We start from the raw sequence: 15664 nt of genomic DNA, 5'->3' as shown, positions 1-15664 counted from the left end.
CCCCGGCGACGGGTATCCCTGCCGACCGGGACGGCACGGCCCGACCCCACGGCCGACCGCCCGTACGACCCGCACGCCCCGCTTCCACCCGCAGAGAAGAAGAACCCGCCCCGCTTCCACCGAAAAGAAGAACCCGCCCGCGCAGCTCTCCCCCGACCCGGCGACCCGTCCCGCCCCACGCGAAAAGGAGCCCGACATGCCCACCCTGCCCTGGACCGTGCCGAACAAGCCGCCGCAGGCCACCGACGCCCATGTCTTCGCCTCGCGTTTCGAGACCAAGACCTTCTGGGGCGCGCTGAAGTTCCTCGCCCGGACCCCGGGCGTCTGGCGCCAGGTGAGCAAGGCGCCCGGAGCCTACGGGGCCACCCTCAAGGCGCAGCCCCTGAAGCGCACCTTCTGGACGCTGTCCGCCTGGGAGTCGGCCGACGCCCTCAAGACGTTCGCCCGCTCCGGCACCCACGCCCCCACCTCCAGCGGCCTGGCCGCCGAGATGCGGGACGTGAAGTTCGCCACCTGGACCGTGCCCTCCGACAGCCTCCCCATCCGCTGGCCGGACGCGCAGAGCCGGCTGACCAGCTGACCGGCACGCGCGCGTGCAGCACCCCGAGACGGACGGCCCCGCCGGCACAGGCGGGGCCGTCCGTCCGTGTCCGGCGGCCCGCACCGGCGGCCCGGCGCGCACCTGGCGTCCGCTGTCGGAGGCGTCTCGTAGGCTTGGGCGCGTGCTGGAACTCCACGACGCCCCCCTCGCCCCGCTGACCACCTTCCGGCTGGGCGGCCCCGCCACCCGGCTGGTCACCGCGACGACCGACGCCGAGGTGATCGACGTCGTACGCGAGGCGGACGCCACCGGCACCCCGCTGCTGGTGATCGGCGGCGGCTCCAACCTGGTCATCGGCGACAAGGGCTTCGACGGCACCGCCCTGCGCATCGCCACGCGCGGCGTGGAGCTCACCGGCACCCGGCTGGAGCTGGCCGCGGGCGAGGTGTGGACGGACGCGGTCGCCCGTACGGTCGAGGCGGGCCTCGCGGGCATCGAGTGCCTGGCCGGCATCCCGGGCTCGGCGGGCGCGACGCCGATCCAGAACGTGGGGGCGTACGGCCAGGAGGTCTCCACGACCATCACCGAGGTGATCGCCTACGACCGGCGCGCGGGCGAGACGGTCGCGCTCACCAACGACGAGTGCGCGTTCTCCTACCGCCACAGCCGCTTCAAGGCCGACCCCGAGCGCTATGTCGTGCTGCGCGTCCGCTTCGAGCTGGAGGACGCGGACGGCCTCTCGGCGCCGCTCAGATACGCCGAGACGGCCCGAGCCCTCGGCGTCGGTCCGGGCGACCGGGTGCCGCTCGCGGACGCCCGCGAGACCGTGCTGAAGCTGCGGGCGGGCAAGGGCATGGTGCTCGACGCCGAGGACCACGACACCTGGTCGGCCGGCTCGTTCTTCACCAACCCGATCCTCACCGACACCGCCTTCGCCGCCTTCCACGCGCGCGTGCGCGAACGACTCGGCGACGGCGTCGAGCCGCCCGCCTACCCGGCGGGGGACGGACACACCAAGACCTCCGCGGCCTGGCTGATCGACAAGGCCGGCTTCACCAAGGGCTACGGCTCTGGCCCGGCCCGTATCTCCACCAAGCACACCCTCGCCCTCACCAACCGCGGCCGGGCCACCACCGAGGACCTGCTGGACCTCGCCCGCGAGGTGGTCGCCGGAGTGCGCGAGGCCTTCGGCATCACCCTCGTCAACGAGCCGGTGACGGTCGGCGTCAGCCTGTAGCCGGCGCGCGGGCGCGGCGGTCGGCGATCGCCACGCCCGGTCCGAATCCCCGTTGCGCGGGGCGACGCCCGGCCGGGACCCTGCTGCCATGAGGCATCGCACATGCGGCTGAGGCTGACCGAGTTCAGGCCCCGGACCGGACCCCACGAACACCGTGTGGTCCAGCCCCGGACGCCCCTGCGCCACACCTCGCTGACCGCCCCCGACCCCATCGGCATGCTGCGCGGCGACCACGACGGCCTGAACCGGCTCGCGGGCCTGTTCTCCTTCGCCGCCCACTCCCCGCACACGGTCGTCCACATCCCCCTGCGCGACGGAGTCCCGCCCGACGAGGGCCTCGGCGACCGGGTCGACCTGGTCCTCGCCCACCACACCCTCGGCCTGCGCCCCAGCCGGTGGCCCGAGCTGCGCGGCAAGCTGCGCGCGGGCACCCCGCTGACCGCCCGGACCGACGAGGCACGCACCGCCCGGCACGCCGAGTCCCGGCGCGCGGCGCGGACCCGGCCGGACCTGTGGGACGACTTCCGGCACACCACCCACGCCCGGACACTCTTCCTGTTCGGCAGCCGTGACCTGTTCGCCCACACCGCCACCGAGTGCGCTTACGCGGCCGGCTTCGGCCCACGCCACAAGGGCGTCGCCAAGGGCCACTCGGTGATGATGTCCGGGCTGGCCCTGGCCCAGCCACCGGGCGGCGGGCACCCCTACGAGGTGCTGCTCTGCTTCAAGCCGTATCCGCCCTACGCCCACTTCAGGCGGCCGGACGAGTCAGCCACTCGTCCACGCCGGCCAGCAGCCGCTCCCTGACATCGGCCGGCGCCGCCGAAGCCCGCACCGACTGACGGGCCAGCTCCGCCAGCTCCTGGTCGGTGAAGTCGTGGTGCCGGCGGGCGATGTCGTACTGGGCGGCGAGACGGGAGCCGAACAGCAGCGGGTCGTCCGCGCCGAGCGCGAGCGGGACCCCGGCCTCGAACAACGGGCGCAGGGGCACGTCCTCGGGCTTCTCGTAGACGCCCAGGGCCACATTGGACGCCGGGCACACCTCGCAGGTCACGCCCCGGTCGGCGAGCCGCTTCAGCAGCCGCGGGTCCTCCGCCGCGCGCACCCCGTGCCCGATCCGGTCGGCGTGCAGGTCGTCCAGGCAGTCGCGGACCGAGGCCGGGCCGGTCAGCTCGCCGCCGTGCGGGGCCGACAGCAGGCCGCCCTCGCGCGCGATGTGGAACGCGCGGTCGAAGTCCCGTGCCATGCCCCGGCGCTCGTCGTTCGACAGCCCGAAGCCGACCACGCCGCTGTCGGCGAAGCGCACCGCGAGCCGGGCCAGCGTGCGCGCGTCCAGCGGGTGCTTCATCCGGTTCGCGGCGACCAGCACCCGCATACCGAGCCCGGTGTCCCGCGAGGTCGTCGCCACCGCGTCGAGGATGATCTCCAGCGCCGGGATCAGCCCGCCCAGCCGCGGCGCGTACGAGGTCGGGTCGACCTGGATCTCCAGCCAGCCCGAGCCGTCCCTGATGTCCTCCTCGGCCGCCTCGCGCACCAGCCGCTGGATGTCCTCGGGCTCTCTGAGGCAGGAGCGGGCCGCGTCGTACAGCCGCTGGAAGCGGAACCAGCCGCGCTCGTCCGTCGCCCGCAGCTGCGGCGGCTCCCCGCTGGTCAGCGCCTCGGTCAGGGCCTCCGGCAGACGTACGCCGTACTTGTCGGCCAGCTCCAGCACCGTCCCCGGCCGCATCGAGCCGGTGAAATGCAGGTGCAGATGGGCTTTCGGCAGTTCAGAGACATCACGTACACGCTCCATTCGCCGATCCTGCCGTACGCCGTACATGTCCCGGTAGCGGTTTCCCCCTACGAGGTCCTGCCCGCACAAAGAAACAGGGCCCCGCCGATCGGCGGGGCCCGCGAAGAAGGGGAGGTCAGTCCCGGGCCTCCGCCAGCAGCTTCTGGATGCGCGAGACGCCCTCGACGAGGTCCTCGTCACCGAGCGCGTACGACAGACGCAGGTAGCCCGGCGTGCCGAAGGCCTCGCCCGGGACGACCGCGACCTCGGCCTCCTCCAGGATCAGCGCGGCCAGCTCGACCGTGTCCTGCGGGCGCTTGCCGCGGATCTCCTTGCCGACCAGGCCCTTGACCGACGGGTAGGCGTAGAAGGCGCCCTCGGGCTCGGGGCAGTACACGCCCTCGATCTCGTTGAGCATCCGCACGATCGTCCGGCGGCGGCGGTCGAAGGACTCCTTCATCTTCTCGACGGCCGTCAGGTCGCCGGAGACGGCCGCGAGGGCGGCGACCTGGGCCACGTTGGAGACGTTGGAGGTGGCGTGCGACTGGAGGTTGGTCGCGGCCTTGACCACGTCCTTCGGGCCGATGACCCAGCCCACCCGCCAGCCCGTCATGGCGTACGTCTTGGCAACACCGTTGACCACGATGCACTTGTCGGCCAGCTCCGGCACGACCACCGGCAGCGAGTGGAACTCGGCGTCGCCGTAGACCAGGTGCTCGTAGATCTCGTCGGTCAGGACCCACAGGCCCTTCTCGGCGGCCCAGCGGCCGATCTCCTCGATCTGCTCACGGGTGTAGACCGCGCCGGTCGGGTTGGAGGGGGAGACGAACAGCAGCACCTTGGTGTTCTCGGTGCGGGCCGCCTCCAGCTGTTCCACGCTCACGCGGTAGCCGGTCGTCTCGTCGGCGACGACGTCGACCGGTACGCCGCCGGCCAGCCGGATCGACTCCGGGTAGGTCGTCCAGTACGGAGCCGGGACGATCACCTCGTCGCCCGGGTCGAGGATCGCGGCGAACGCCTCGTAGATGGCCTGCTTGCCACCGTTGGTGACGAGGACCTGGGAGGCCTCCACCCGGTAGCCGGAGTCCCGCAGCGTCTTGGCGGCGATGGCCTCCTTCAGCTCGGGCAGACCGCCGGCCGGCGTGTAGCGGTGGTACTTCGGGTTCTTGCAGGCCTCTACGGCCGCCTCGACGATGTAGTCGGGGGTCGGGAAGTCCGGCTCGCCCGCGCCGAAGCCGATCACCGGACGCCCGGCGGCCTTGAGGGCCTTGGCCTTGGCGTCCACGGCGAGAGTGGCGGACTCGGAGATCGCGCCGATGCGGGCGGAGACCCGGCGCTCGGTGGGAGGGGTTGCAGCGCTCATGCGGCCCATCGTTCCAGACCGGAAACCCGCCCGGCACACGGGTTTCACGTACTGAACCGGGGCGGACCGCCGTGTGGACAGATGTCCGTATGCCACGGTCGTGGAGGTCGGGCCCCGGCGGCCGTACCGGGTGATCTCCCGGCCGGCTTCCGGTGATCTTTCGCGTTCCAGGCCCCCGCCGGGCGCTTTCTGTTCGACGACCGGCTCAGGACCACGTACACTCTCACCTCGTTGGCCTTCAGCGGCCCGCACCGTACGCGGCGCACACACCGCACCCGTCCGGATGCGGTACGTTGGTGGGCACACGAAGGGTCGTAGCTCAATTGGTAGAGCACCGGTCTCCAAAACCGGCGGTTGGGGGTTCAAGTCCCTCCGGCCCTGCTACACACACCGCCAGGATGTGTGCGCAGGTACGTACAGCATTGCACTCGCCGTGCGGCTCAGACCGGGCGCGGCACGGCCACGACCCGGGACCAGGTGAGGACGAATGACGGACGCCGTGGGCTCCCTCGACACGCCTGATGCCCAGGACGAGGCGCCGGAGTCCAAGAAGACCCGCAAGGGCGGCAAGCGCGCCAAGAAGGGTCCGCTGAAGCGCCTCGCGCTCTTCTACCGCCAGGTCGTCGCGGAACTCCGCAAGGTCGTCTGGCCCACCCGTAACCAGCTGACCACGTACACGACCGTAGTGATCGTGTTCGTGCTCATCATGATCGGCCTGGTCACCGTGATTGACTATGGACTCGACCACGCAGCCAAGTACGTCTTCGGCTGAGCCAGGAGCGAAGGGCGCCGCGGTTACCGGCGCCCCTTTCGCATGTTCCACCCCTATGTATCCAGGAAGAAGCAGCCACCGTGTCTGACCAGAACCTGAACGACGCCATCGAGCCCGATGAGTCGGTGGACGACGAGCTCGACATCGTCGAGGGCGCGGACGAGGACCTGGACGAGTTCGAGGCTGCCGATGCCGAGGCGGGCGAGCCCGCCGAGGAAGCCGCTCTGCACGTCGAGGACGACGAGGCCGGCGAGGCCGAGGACGACACCGCGGAGGCGGAGGCCGACGAGGCCGAGGCCACCGAGGAAGAGGCCGAGGAAGCCGAGCCCGTCGACCCCATCACCGCCCTGCGCGAGGAGCTGCGCACCCTGCCCGGCGAGTGGTACGTCATCCACACGTACGCCGGCTACGAGAACCGCGTGAAGACCAACCTGGAGCAGCGCGCGGTCTCCCTGAACGTCGAGGACTACATCTTCCAGGCCGAGGTGCCGCAGGAAGAGGTCGTCCAGATCAAGAACGGCGACCGCAAGACGATCCGTCAGAACAAGCTCCCCGGCTATGTGCTGGTGCGCATGGACCTGACGAACGAGTCCTGGGGCGTCGTCCGCAACACCCCCGGCGTCACCGGCTTCGTGGGCAACGCCTACGACCCGTACCCGCTGACCCTGGACGAGATCGTCAAGATGCTCGCCCCGGAGGCCGAGGAGAAGGCCGCCCGCGAGGCCGCCGAGGCCGAGGGCAAGCCGGCGCCGCAGCGCAAGGTCGAGGTCCAGGTCCTGGACTTCGAGGTCGGCGACTCGGTCACCGTCACCGACGGCCCGTTCGCGACGCTCCAGGCCACGATCAACGAGATCAACGCCGACTCCAAGAAGGTCAAGGGCCTGGTGGAGATCTTCGGCCGCGAGACGCCGGTCGAGCTGAGCTTCGACCAGATCCAGAAGAACTGACCCCTTCCGGACACACCACTTCCGAACAGGTCGGACGAGCCGCCGAGGCTTGTCTGACCTGCTCGGTTTTTGGCCGCACACCTATACCCGTTATCGTTGTGCGGTATGCCTGCGTCCGGGTTGTCCCCCGAACGCGGGCAGGACCCGAATCGAAAGGACCCGGAGAGCTATGCCTCCCAAGAAGAAGAAGGTCACGGGGCTCATCAAGCTCCAGATCAACGCCGGTGCGGCGAACCCGGCCCCGCCGGTCGGCCCCGCGCTCGGTCAGCACGGCGTCAACATCATGGAGTTCTGCAAGGCCTACAACGCCGCGACCGAGTCGCAGCGTGGCTGGGTCATCCCGGTGGAGATCACGGTCTACGAGGACCGCTCCTTCACCTTCATCACCAAGACCCCGCCGGCCGCGAAGATGATCCTCAAGGCCGCGGGCGTGGAGAAGGGCTCCGGCGAGCCGCACAAGACCAAGGTCGCCAAGATCACCGAGGCGCAGGTCCGCGAGATCGCCACCACCAAGATGCCCGACCTCAACGCCAACGACCTGGACGCCGCCGCGAAGATCATCGCCGGCACCGCCCGTTCCATGGGCATCACGGTCGAGGGCTGACCCCCAACCTTCCAGCAGAAGTGGTGGGGCCTGCTCGGCCCGGACCACGACTCCTAAGCAAACCCCAGGAGCAGTAGTGAGCAAGCGCAGCAAGTCTCTCCGCGCTGCGGACGCCAAGATCGACCGGGACAAGCTCTACGCCCCGCTCGAGGCCGTCCGTCTCGCCAAGGAGACCTCCACGACCAAGTTCGACGGCACCGTCGAGGTCGCCTTCCGTCTGGGTGTCGACCCGCGCAAGGCCGACCAGATGGTCCGTGGCACCGTGAACCTCCCGCACGGCACCGGTAAGACCGCCCGGGTCCTGGTCTTCGCGACCGGTGACCGTGCCGAGGCCGCTCGTGCCGCGGGCGCCGACATCGTCGGCTCCGACGAGCTCATCGACGAGGTGTCGAAGGGCCGTCTGGACTTCGACGCCGTCGTCGCCACCCCGGACCTCATGGGCAAGGTCGGCCGCCTCGGCCGCGTCCTCGGCCCCCGTGGTCTGATGCCGAACCCGAAGACCGGCACCGTCACCCCCGACACCGCCAAGGCCGTCACCGAGATCAAGGGCGGCAAGATCGAGTTCCGCGTCGACAAGCACTCGAACCTGCACTTCATCATCGGCAAGACGTCGTTCGACGACGACAAGCTGGTGGAGAACTACGGCGCGGCCCTGGAGGAGATCCTCCGTCTGAAGCCGTCCGCCGCCAAGGGTCGCTACATCAAGAAGGCCGCGGTCAGCACCACCATGGGCCCCGGCATCCCGGTCGACCCGAACCGCACCCGCAACCTCCTCGTCGAGGAGGACCCGGCCGCGGTCTGAGCTCTCGAGGCTCACTGAAGTCGGTCCTACGGGCCCCGCACCTGCTCTCAGGTGCGGGGCCCGTTCCCGTTCCAGGAACCTCCGCAGGGGCGGGCCCGTTCTCGCTCCAGACGCTCGTGCCGCCACGCGGGCGGCCGACCGGCACGGGGGAGGACGTATGACCGGCAGGACCGGACGGGGGTGGGTGCTGCTCGGGGCCCTGCTGCTCGCGGCCGCGGGCGCGGCCGGGTGCACGGGCGACACGGGCGCCGACGGCCCGGCTCCGGACGCCGCGGAGCGCCGCCCCACGGCCACGCCGCAGCCCGCCGCCGTCGCCGCGCTGCGGGCCGCCGAGCGGGCCACCGCCGGGGCCGGTTCGGCGCGCGTGGAGTCCAGCACGGCCCTGGGCACCGAGGTCTCCATGACCTCGTCCGGCACGCTCGCCTGGGACGGCGGCGTCACCGGCGCCCTCACCATCACCTACACCGGCGGCAGCATGGCCGACACCATGCGGACGCTGGGCACCACCTCCATGCAGGCCCGCTATCTGCCCGACGCGTACTACGCGCGCATGGGCGACGCCTTCGCCGCCAAGGCCGGCGGGAGGCACTGGATCCGCTACGACTGGGACGACCTGGCCGGGCTGGGCGGGGCCTCCGGCGCCCTGCTCGCCGAGCAGATCCGCGAGGCCGCCCCGCACCAGGCCGTGAAGCTGCTGCTGGCCGGCGGGGACGCGCGCCGGGTCGGCGTGGAGACGGTCCGCGGCGAGCGCGCCACCCGGTACCGGGGCACGGCCCGCGCCGCCGACGTCACCGACCCCGCTCTGCGCGAGCGCCTGCAGCAGGCCGGAGTCACCGAGCAGACCGTCGAGGTCTGGGTCGGCGCCGACGGTCTGCTGGTCAAGAAGGTCGAGCGGGACCGCACGGCGACCGGTCGGGTGACCCAGACGTGCTTCTACGGCGACTACGGGGTGCGGGTGAGCGTGACACCGCCCCCGGCCGGTGACACCCAGGACTTCAAGGCCCTGGTGACACCGGCGCCGACGGCTTCCTGAGGCGGGGGCGGGAGGCGCGGACAGCGGGCCGGGGAAGAGGGCCGGGAACGGGGGCCGGGAACAATTCGGAGGCCCCTGGTGGAGCGCTCGGCTACTCTCCGGTACGGACCATGTATCTGACATCTTTTCCGTGGGGGGAATCCATGGCCGTTTCTGTACGTACGCGTGGTGGGGCCGTGGGCGCGGGGCTCGCGGTGGTGCTGCTGGCCGGCGCGGTCGGCTGCTCCCAGGGCGCCGGGGAGTCGCCGGAGATGGAGCCGGCCGCGGCCGTCGCCGCGGCCGCGGAGAACACCGAGGACATCACCTCCCTGCGCTACCGCATGGAGGGCGAGGTGCCGGGTGAGGGCGAGGTCACGGGCACCGCCGCGATGAGCTTCGAGCCGATGGCCATGAGCATGAAGATGCAGGTCGAGGGCAAGACGGCCGACGAGAGCGGCGAGGTGGAGATCCGGCTCGTCGACAAGGCGATGTACCTCGGCGGGGGAGCCGAGGCCGCCAAGGAGATGGACGGCAAGAGCTGGATGAAGTTCGACATGTCCGCCCTGAAGGAGAGCGGCGCCGGCTCCGGCGGGCTCGGAGCCGCCCAGGCGGAGCAGAACCCCGCCGCCGAGGCCGGTTTCCTCACCGGAGCCGACGACGTGGAGCGGCTCGGCACCGAGACGGTCGACGGAGTGAGGACCACGCACTACCGGGGCACGATCAAGCTCGACGACCTGCGCGCCTCGCTCAAGGACGAGGACACCAAGACCCGCGAGCGGCGTGAGAAGAGTCTCGAGCAGTACGAGGACCTCGGTATCGAGGTGCTCGAGATGGACATGTGGATCGACGGTGACGACCACCCGAAGCGGTTCCGCACCCGCGGCGACGCCGACAAGGGCGCCTTCGACATGACGGTCACCTTCCTCGCGATCAACGAGCCCGTGAAGGTCACCGCCCCGCCCGCGAAGGACACGATGGACCTCGCCGAGATGATGGGCGAGATGGGCGAGAGCTGAGCCTTCCCGGCTGCGGCCCGGCCCTTCCCGGCCGCCGCCAGGGCCTCCCTGGCGGCCGTCCAGGCCTCCAGGGCCGCCACCTGGAGGGCCTCCGGGGCCGCCCCCCGGGGCCGTGTCCGACGACCCCGTACGACCGGATTTGCCTGTCGGCGATCCGGTCACGTACTCTCCTCGAGAAGCCAAAGACCGCTGGTCGTTGCCGTGCGCTCGCAAGAGGGCGCGGTGGCCGAAGGATCCGCTGTAAATGCGGGCGACCCGCGCAGGTGACTGTGGAAGAACTCCCGGAGTGCACGCCCAGAGTGTGTGAGCCGGTCGAGTCCGCCCCGTGCGCCTGCGCCGGGGCGTTTCGTTTTCCCCAGTCCTCCTTCGGGTCCGCGCGGTCCGAATCACCCGGAAGGAGGCCGAGGCTCTATGGCGAGGCCCGACAAGGCTGCCGCGGTTGCCGAGCTGACGGACAAGTTCCGTAGCTCGAACGCCGCCGTGCTGACCGAGTACCGCGGTCTCACCGTGGCGCAGCTCAAGACGCTGCGTCGTTCGCTCGGTGAGAACGCCCAGTACGCCGTGGTGAAGAACACGCTGACCAAGATTGCGGCCAACGAGGCCGGGATCACGCTGGACGACCAGCTCTTCGCTGGTCCGACGGCCGTCGCCTTCGTCACCGGTGACCCGGTGGTGTCGGCGAAGGGTCTGCGTGACTTCGCCAAGGACAACCCGAACCTCATCATCAAGGGCGGTGTCCTTGACGGCAAGGCGCTGTCCGCCGATGAGATCAAGAAGCTCGCGGACCTCGAGTCCCGCGAGGTTCTGCTCGCCAAGCTGGCGGGCGCCATGAAGGGCAAGCAGACCCAGACTGCGCAGCTCTTCCAGGCGCTTCCCTCGAAGCTCGTCCGCACCGTGGACGCCCTTCGCGCCAAGCAGGACGAGCAGGGCGGTGCCGAGTAATTCGGCTCGCATCATGATCGCCGCCTGAGGCTTCCCGCCCCGGGGCAGCGGTCGTAGCGGGCCGAACGTACGCCCGCCAGTCATGTACATCCGGCACCAGCCGAATTAGTGGAAGGAAAGCCATCATGGCTCTCACCCAGGAAGAACTGCTCGCCGAGTTCGAGACGATGACCCTCATCCAGCTCTCCGAGTTCGTGAAGGCGTTCGAGGAGAAGTTCGACGTCACCGCCGCCGCCGCGACCGTCGTCGCCGGTCCGGCGCAGGGTGGCCCGACCGCCGAGGCCGAGGAGGAGAAGGACGAGTTCGACGTCATCCTCACCGGTGCCGGCGACAAGAAGATCCAGGTCATCAAGGTCGTGCGCGAGCTCACCTCCCTGGGCCTCAAGGAGGCCAAGGACCTCGTGGACGGCGCCCCGAAGCCCGTTCTCGAGAAGGTCGCCAAGGACGCCGCGGAGAAGGCCGCCGAGTCCCTCAAGGGCGCCGGCGCCTCCGTCGAGGTCAAGTAAGACCTCACGAGTCCGCCAGGGACTCCTGCGAGCTGATTGCGGCCTGAGAGGGCTGTAACGCTGACGCACCGAAGAGCGATCATCCATCCGGGTGGTCGCTCTTCGGCGTTCAGGGAGGGGCGGTCGCGGTTGCCTTGCACCCGGTACGGCGGGGGGTATGGTGATCTTCGTCGTGTCTTCGAACGTCCTGGTTCCGGCCAGGGGGCCTTGACGAACCGCACGCGGCGCGCAATTCTCAGGACGCGTCGTCACAACGGTCCGAATCCGAGGCATGGATCGACGGCGAAGAGGGCAGTATCAACGTGCGTTGAGGGCGTGGCCTTGTCGCAGGAGTTGAGAGCAACGAGGGTTCTCGAAAACCCGAGCTGGACATCAGTGTGCCAAGTGGCTACACTGACCCTTTGCGCTGCCTGTTAGCTGTCCCCTGCCCGTCACCAGGGGTCTGCCCTCACCTCAGCACTGTCGACCAGACTTCTCTGACCTGGCCAAACGGCCGATTCAGCAAGAACCTGTCCTGGTGCGCGAGTGAGGGGCCGGTACGCGCGTAGTGAGTCCGAGCCCTCGGAAGGACCCCCTCTTGGCCGCCTCGCGCACTGCCTCGACCGCGAATACGAACAACGGCGCCAGCACCGCCCCGCTGCGCATCTCTTTTGCAAAGATCAAGGAGCCTCTCGAGGTTCCCAACCTGCTCGCGCTGCAGACCGAGAGCTTTGACTGGCTGCTCGGCAACACCGCCTGGCAGAGTCGGGTCGAGGAGGCTCTGGAGTCTGGTCAGGACGTCCCCACCAAGTCCGGTCTGGAGGAGATCTTCGAGGAGATCTCCCCGATCGAGGACTTCTCCGGGTCGATGTCGCTGACCTTCCGCGACCACCGCTTCGAGCCGCCGAAGAACTCGATCGACGAGTGCAAGGAGCGCGACTTCACGTACGCCGCGCCCCTGTTCGTGACGGCCGAGTTCACCAACAACGAGACCGGCGAGATCAAGTCCCAGACGGTCTTCATGGGCGACTTCCCGCTCATGACGAACAAGGGCACCTTCGTCATCAACGGCACCGAGCGTGTCGTGGTGTCGCAGCTGGTCCGTTCGCCGGGTGTCTACTTCGACTCCTCCATCGACAAGACGTCCGACAAGGACATCTTCTCCGCCAAGATCATCCCGTCCCGGGGTGCCTGGCTGGAGATGGAGATCGACAAGCGCGACATGGTCGGTGTCCGCATCGACCGCAAGCGCAAGCAGTCGGTCACCGTTCTGCTCAAGGCGCTCGGCTGGACCACCGAGCAGATCCTCGAGGAGTTCGGCGAGTACGAGTCCATGCGCGCCACCCTGGAGAAGGACCACACACAGGGCCAGGACGACGCGCTGCTCGACATCTACCGCAAGCTGCGTCCGGGCGAGCCCCCCACGCGTGAGGCCGCGCAGACGCTGCTGGAGAACCTGTACTTCAACCCCAAGCGCTACGACCTGGCGAAGGTCGGCCGCTACAAGGTCAACAAGAAGCTGGGTGCGGACGCTCCGCTCGACGCGGGCATCCTGACCGTCGAGGACGTCATCTCGACGATCAAGTACCTGGTGAAGCTGCACGCCGGTGAGACCGAGACCGCCGGGGACAACGGTGACACGATCGTCGTCGAGACCGACGACATCGACCACTTCGGCAACCGTCGTCTGCGCAGCGTCGGCGAGCTCATCCAGAACCAGGTCCGTACGGGTCTGGCGCGTATGGAGCGCGTCGTCCGCGAGCGCATGACGACCCAGGACGTCGAGGCGATCACGCCGCAGACCCTGATCAACATCCGGCCGGTCGTCGCCTCCATCAAGGAGTTCTTCGGCACCAGCCAGCTGTCGCAGTTCATGGACCAGAACAACCCGCTGTCGGGTCTCACCCACAAGCGCCGTCTGTCGGCCCTTGGCCCGGGTGGTCTGTCCCGTGAGCGGGCCGGCTTCGAGGTCCGTGACGTGCACCCCTCGCACTACGGCCGCATGTGCCCGATCGAGACCCCCGAAGGCCCGAACATCGGCCTGATCGGCTCGCTCGCCTCCTACGGCCGGGTGAACGCGTTCGGTTTCGTCGAGACCCCGTACCGCAAGGTCGTCGAGGGCCAGGTCACCGACGAGGTGGACTACCTGACCGCCGACGAGGAGGACCGCTTCGTCATCGCGCAGGCCAACGCCGGCCTGACCGACGACCTGCGTTTCGCCGAGGCGCGTGTCCTCGTCCGCCGCCGCGGCGGCGAGGTCGACTACGTCAGCCCCGAGGACGTCGACTACATGGACGTCTCGCCGCGCCAGATGGTGTCGGTCGCGACCGCCATGATCCCCTTCCTCGAGCACGACGACGCCAACCGTGCCCTCATGGGCGCGAACATGATGCGCCAGGCCGTTCCGCTCATCAAGGCGGAGGCCCCGCTCGTCGGCACCGGCATGGAGTACCGCTCCGCCGTCGACGCCGGTGACGTCGTCAAGGCCGAGAAGGCCGGTGTGGTCCAGGAGGTCTCCGCGGACTACATCACCACCGCCAACGACGACGGCACGTACATCACGTACCGCCTGGCCAAGTTCGCCCGCTCCAACCAGGGCACCTCGGTCAACCAGAAGGTCATCGTCCTCGAGGGCGACCACGTCATCGAGGGCCAGGTCCTCGCCGACGGTCCCGCCACCGAGAACGGCGAGATGGCGCTGGGCAAGAACCTGCTCGTGGCGTTCATGCCGTGGGAGGGTCACAACTACGAGGACGCGATCATCCTGTCGCAGCGCCTCGTGCAGGACGACGTCCTCTCCTCGATCCACATCGAGGAGCACGAGGTCGACGCCCGTGACACCAAGCTCGGCCCCGAGGAGATCACCCGGGACATCCCGAACGTCTCCGAGGAGGTCCTCGCCGACCTCGACGAGCGCGGCATCATCCGTATCGGTGCCGAGGTCATCGCCGGTGACATCCTCGTCGGCAAGGTGACCCCGAAGGGCGAGACCGAGCTGACCCCCGAGGAGCGCCTGCTGCGCGCGATCTTCGGTGAGAAGGCCCGTGAGGTCCGTGACACCTCGCTGAAGGTGCCGCACGGCGAGACCGGCAAGGTCATCGGCGTCCGCGTCTTCGACCGCGAGGAGGGCGACGAGCTTCCCCCGGGCGTGAACCAGCTGGTCCGCGTCTACGTCGCGCAGAAGCGCAAGATCACGGACGGTGACAAGCTCGCCGGCCGTCACGGCAACAAGGGCGTCATCTCCAAGATCCTGCCGATCGAGGACATGCCGTTCCTGGACGACGGCACCCCCGTCGACATCATCCTCAACCCGCTCGGTGTGCCGTCCCGAATGAACCCGGGACAGGTTCTGGAGATCCACCTCGGCTGGCTCGCCAGCCGCGGCTGGGACGTCTCCGGTCTCGCCGACGAGTGGGCCCAGCGCCTGCAGAACATCGGCGCCGACCAGGTCGCCCCGGGCACCAACGTCGCCACCCCGGTCTTCGACGGTGCGCGTGAGGACGAGCTGGCGGGTCTGCTCCAGCACACCATCCCGAACCGCGACGGCGAGCGCATGGTGCTCCCGACCGGCAAGGCGCGGCTGTTCGACGGCCGCTCCGGTGAGCCGTTCCCGGACCCGATCTCGGTCGGGTACATGTACATCCTCAAGCTCCACCACCTGGTCGACGACAAGCTGCACGCCCGCTCGACCGGCCCGTACTCGATGATCACCCAGCAGCCGCTGGGTGGTAAGGCCCAGTTCGGTGGCCAGCGCTTCGGCGAGATGGAGGTGTGGGCGCTGGAGGCTTACGGCGCCGCGTACGCCCTCCAGGAGCTGCTGACCATCAAGTCCGACGACGTCACCGGCCGCGTGAAGGTCTACGAGGCCATCGTCAAGGGCGAGAACATCCCCGAGCCCGGCATCCCCGAGTCCTTCAAGGTGCTCATCAAGGAGATGCAGTCGCTCTGCCTGAACGTGGAGGTGCTGTCCAGCGACGGTATGTCCATCGAGATGCGTGACACCGACGAGGACGTCTTCCGCGCGGCGGAGGAGCTCGGCATCGACCTGTCCCGGCGCGAGCCGAGCAGCGTCGAAGAGGTCTGACGGGAGTCCGGTTCGGGGGACCAGTGATGGTCCCCCGGCCGGCCCCAGGACCCCCGTTTCAGACCCCAAGACTTACAACCCTGAGAGG

14 protein-coding genes and 1 tRNA gene are annotated in these 15664 nt (G+C 69.5%); 13 read left to right on the top strand and 2 right to left on the bottom strand.

From position 1 onward, the window contains the following. Positions 1-196 precede the first annotated feature (196 nt). The 3 genes from ACFYR0_RS33490 to ACFYR0_RS33480 all read left to right on the top strand — a co-directional run bounded on the left by ACFYR0_RS33490 (position 197) and on the right by ACFYR0_RS33480 (position 2585). Positions 197-580 carry a DUF3291 domain-containing protein gene (locus ACFYR0_RS33490; RefSeq protein ID WP_386377288.1) on the top strand — a complete coding sequence of 128 codons (384 nt, stop codon included), beginning with the start codon at positions 197-199 and terminating at the stop codon, positions 578-580. A 142-nt stretch (positions 581-722) separates the two neighbouring features. Beyond that, entirely contained in the window at positions 723-1778 is a 1056-nt protein-coding gene (locus ACFYR0_RS33485) for a UDP-N-acetylmuramate dehydrogenase (RefSeq protein ID WP_389336638.1), read from the top strand. Positions 1779-1880: 102 nt separating this feature from the next. Then, complete coding sequence (locus ACFYR0_RS33480) at positions 1881-2585, top strand: hypothetical protein (protein ID WP_389336635.1); 705 nt, start codon at positions 1881-1883, stop codon at positions 2583-2585. Here the strand turns inward: ACFYR0_RS33480 and ACFYR0_RS33475 are convergent. Both ACFYR0_RS33475 and ACFYR0_RS33470 read right to left on the bottom strand, forming a co-directional pair. After that, positions 2530-3570, bottom strand: coding sequence for an adenosine deaminase (locus ACFYR0_RS33475; protein WP_389336632.1), 1041 nt, complete (start codon positions 3568-3570; stop codon positions 2530-2532). The genes ACFYR0_RS33480 and ACFYR0_RS33475 overlap by 56 nt on opposite strands. A 115-nt stretch (positions 3571-3685) precedes the next feature. After that, positions 3686-4912, bottom strand: coding sequence for a pyridoxal phosphate-dependent aminotransferase (locus ACFYR0_RS33470; RefSeq protein ID WP_389336629.1), 1227 nt, complete (start codon positions 4910-4912; stop codon positions 3686-3688). A 308-nt stretch (positions 4913-5220) separates the two neighbouring features. Between ACFYR0_RS33470 and ACFYR0_RS33465 the strand changes: the two genes are divergently transcribed. The 10 genes from ACFYR0_RS33465 (at position 5221) to rpoB (ending at position 15576) form a co-directional block, all read left to right on the top strand. Next, a tRNA-Trp gene (locus tag ACFYR0_RS33465) sits at positions 5221-5293 on the top strand. Positions 5294-5399: 106 nt separating this feature from the next. Further along, entirely contained in the window at positions 5400-5684 is a 285-nt protein-coding gene (gene secE, locus ACFYR0_RS33460) for a preprotein translocase subunit SecE (protein ID WP_386377295.1), read from the top strand. An 80-nt stretch (positions 5685-5764) separates the two neighbouring features. Further along, on the top strand, positions 5765-6631 hold the full coding sequence (gene nusG, locus ACFYR0_RS33455) for a transcription termination/antitermination protein NusG (protein WP_389336626.1): 867 nt from the start codon (positions 5765-5767) through the stop codon (positions 6629-6631). Positions 6632-6800: 169 nt separating this feature from the next. Beyond that, the gene (gene rplK, locus ACFYR0_RS33450; protein ID WP_128980827.1) at positions 6801-7235 is read left to right on the top strand and encodes a 50S ribosomal protein L11; all 435 of its coding nucleotides are present in this window, start codon (positions 6801-6803) and stop codon (positions 7233-7235) included. 76 nt (positions 7236-7311) lie between these two features. After that, positions 7312-8037, top strand: coding sequence for a 50S ribosomal protein L1 (rplA, locus tag ACFYR0_RS33445; protein ID WP_389336622.1), 726 nt, complete (start codon positions 7312-7314; stop codon positions 8035-8037). Between the two features lie 157 nt (positions 8038-8194). Beyond that, positions 8195-9070 carry a hypothetical protein gene (locus ACFYR0_RS33440; protein WP_389336619.1) on the top strand — a complete coding sequence of 292 codons (876 nt, stop codon included), beginning with the start codon at positions 8195-8197 and terminating at the stop codon, positions 9068-9070. 143 nt (positions 9071-9213) lie between these two features. Further along, complete coding sequence (locus tag ACFYR0_RS33435) at positions 9214-10065, top strand: DUF1396 domain-containing protein (protein ID WP_389336616.1); 852 nt, start codon at positions 9214-9216, stop codon at positions 10063-10065. Between the two features lie 411 nt (positions 10066-10476). Next, entirely contained in the window at positions 10477-11007 is a 531-nt protein-coding gene (gene rplJ / locus ACFYR0_RS33430; protein ID WP_389336613.1) for a 50S ribosomal protein L10, read from the top strand. 125 nt (positions 11008-11132) lie between these two features. Further along, a complete protein-coding gene (rplL, locus tag ACFYR0_RS33425) occupies positions 11133-11513 on the top strand; it encodes a 50S ribosomal protein L7/L12 (protein ID WP_389336610.1) in 381 nt (126 codons plus the stop codon). A gap of 577 nt (positions 11514-12090) precedes the next feature. Further along, a complete protein-coding gene (rpoB, locus tag ACFYR0_RS33420; protein ID WP_389336607.1) occupies positions 12091-15576 on the top strand; it encodes a DNA-directed RNA polymerase subunit beta in 3486 nt (1161 codons plus the stop codon). The last annotated feature ends 88 nt before the right edge of the window (positions 15577-15664 follow it).

Origin of the sequence: Streptomyces sp. NPDC005017, from assembly GCF_042873115.1 — a bacterium.
Classification (GTDB): Bacteria; Actinomycetota; Actinomycetes; order Streptomycetales; family Streptomycetaceae; genus Streptomyces.
Note: the sequence above shows the minus strand (reverse complement) of the source record. Positions and strands in the feature narration are given on the sequence as shown.

What these genes read in the sequence shown, in the direction of transcription:
- rplK (WP_128980827.1), top strand. Translation starts at nt 6,801, where the DNA reads ATGCCTCCCAAGAAGAAGAAGGTCACGGGGCTCATCAAGCTCCAGATC.
- ACFYR0_RS33490 (WP_386377288.1), top strand. Translation starts at nt 197, where the DNA reads ATGCCCACCCTGCCCTGGACCGTGCCGAACAAGCCGCCGCAGGCCACC.
- ACFYR0_RS33475 (WP_389336632.1), bottom strand. Translation starts at nt 3,570, where the DNA reads ATGGAGCGTGTACGTGATGTCTCTGAACTGCCGAAAGCCCATCTGCAC.
- ACFYR0_RS33480 (WP_389336635.1), top strand. Translation starts at nt 1,881, where the DNA reads ATGCGGCTGAGGCTGACCGAGTTCAGGCCCCGGACCGGACCCCACGAA.
- ACFYR0_RS33435 (WP_389336616.1), top strand. Translation starts at nt 9,214, where the DNA reads ATGGCCGTTTCTGTACGTACGCGTGGTGGGGCCGTGGGCGCGGGGCTC.
- ACFYR0_RS33470 (WP_389336629.1), bottom strand. Translation starts at nt 4,912, where the DNA reads ATGAGCGCTGCAACCCCTCCCACCGAGCGCCGGGTCTCCGCCCGCATC.
- rplL (WP_389336610.1), top strand. Translation starts at nt 11,133, where the DNA reads ATGGCTCTCACCCAGGAAGAACTGCTCGCCGAGTTCGAGACGATGACC.
- secE (WP_386377295.1), top strand. Translation starts at nt 5,400, where the DNA reads ATGACGGACGCCGTGGGCTCCCTCGACACGCCTGATGCCCAGGACGAG.
- ACFYR0_RS33440 (WP_389336619.1), top strand. Translation starts at nt 8,195, where the DNA reads ATGACCGGCAGGACCGGACGGGGGTGGGTGCTGCTCGGGGCCCTGCTG.
- rplJ (WP_389336613.1), top strand. Translation starts at nt 10,477, where the DNA reads ATGGCGAGGCCCGACAAGGCTGCCGCGGTTGCCGAGCTGACGGACAAG.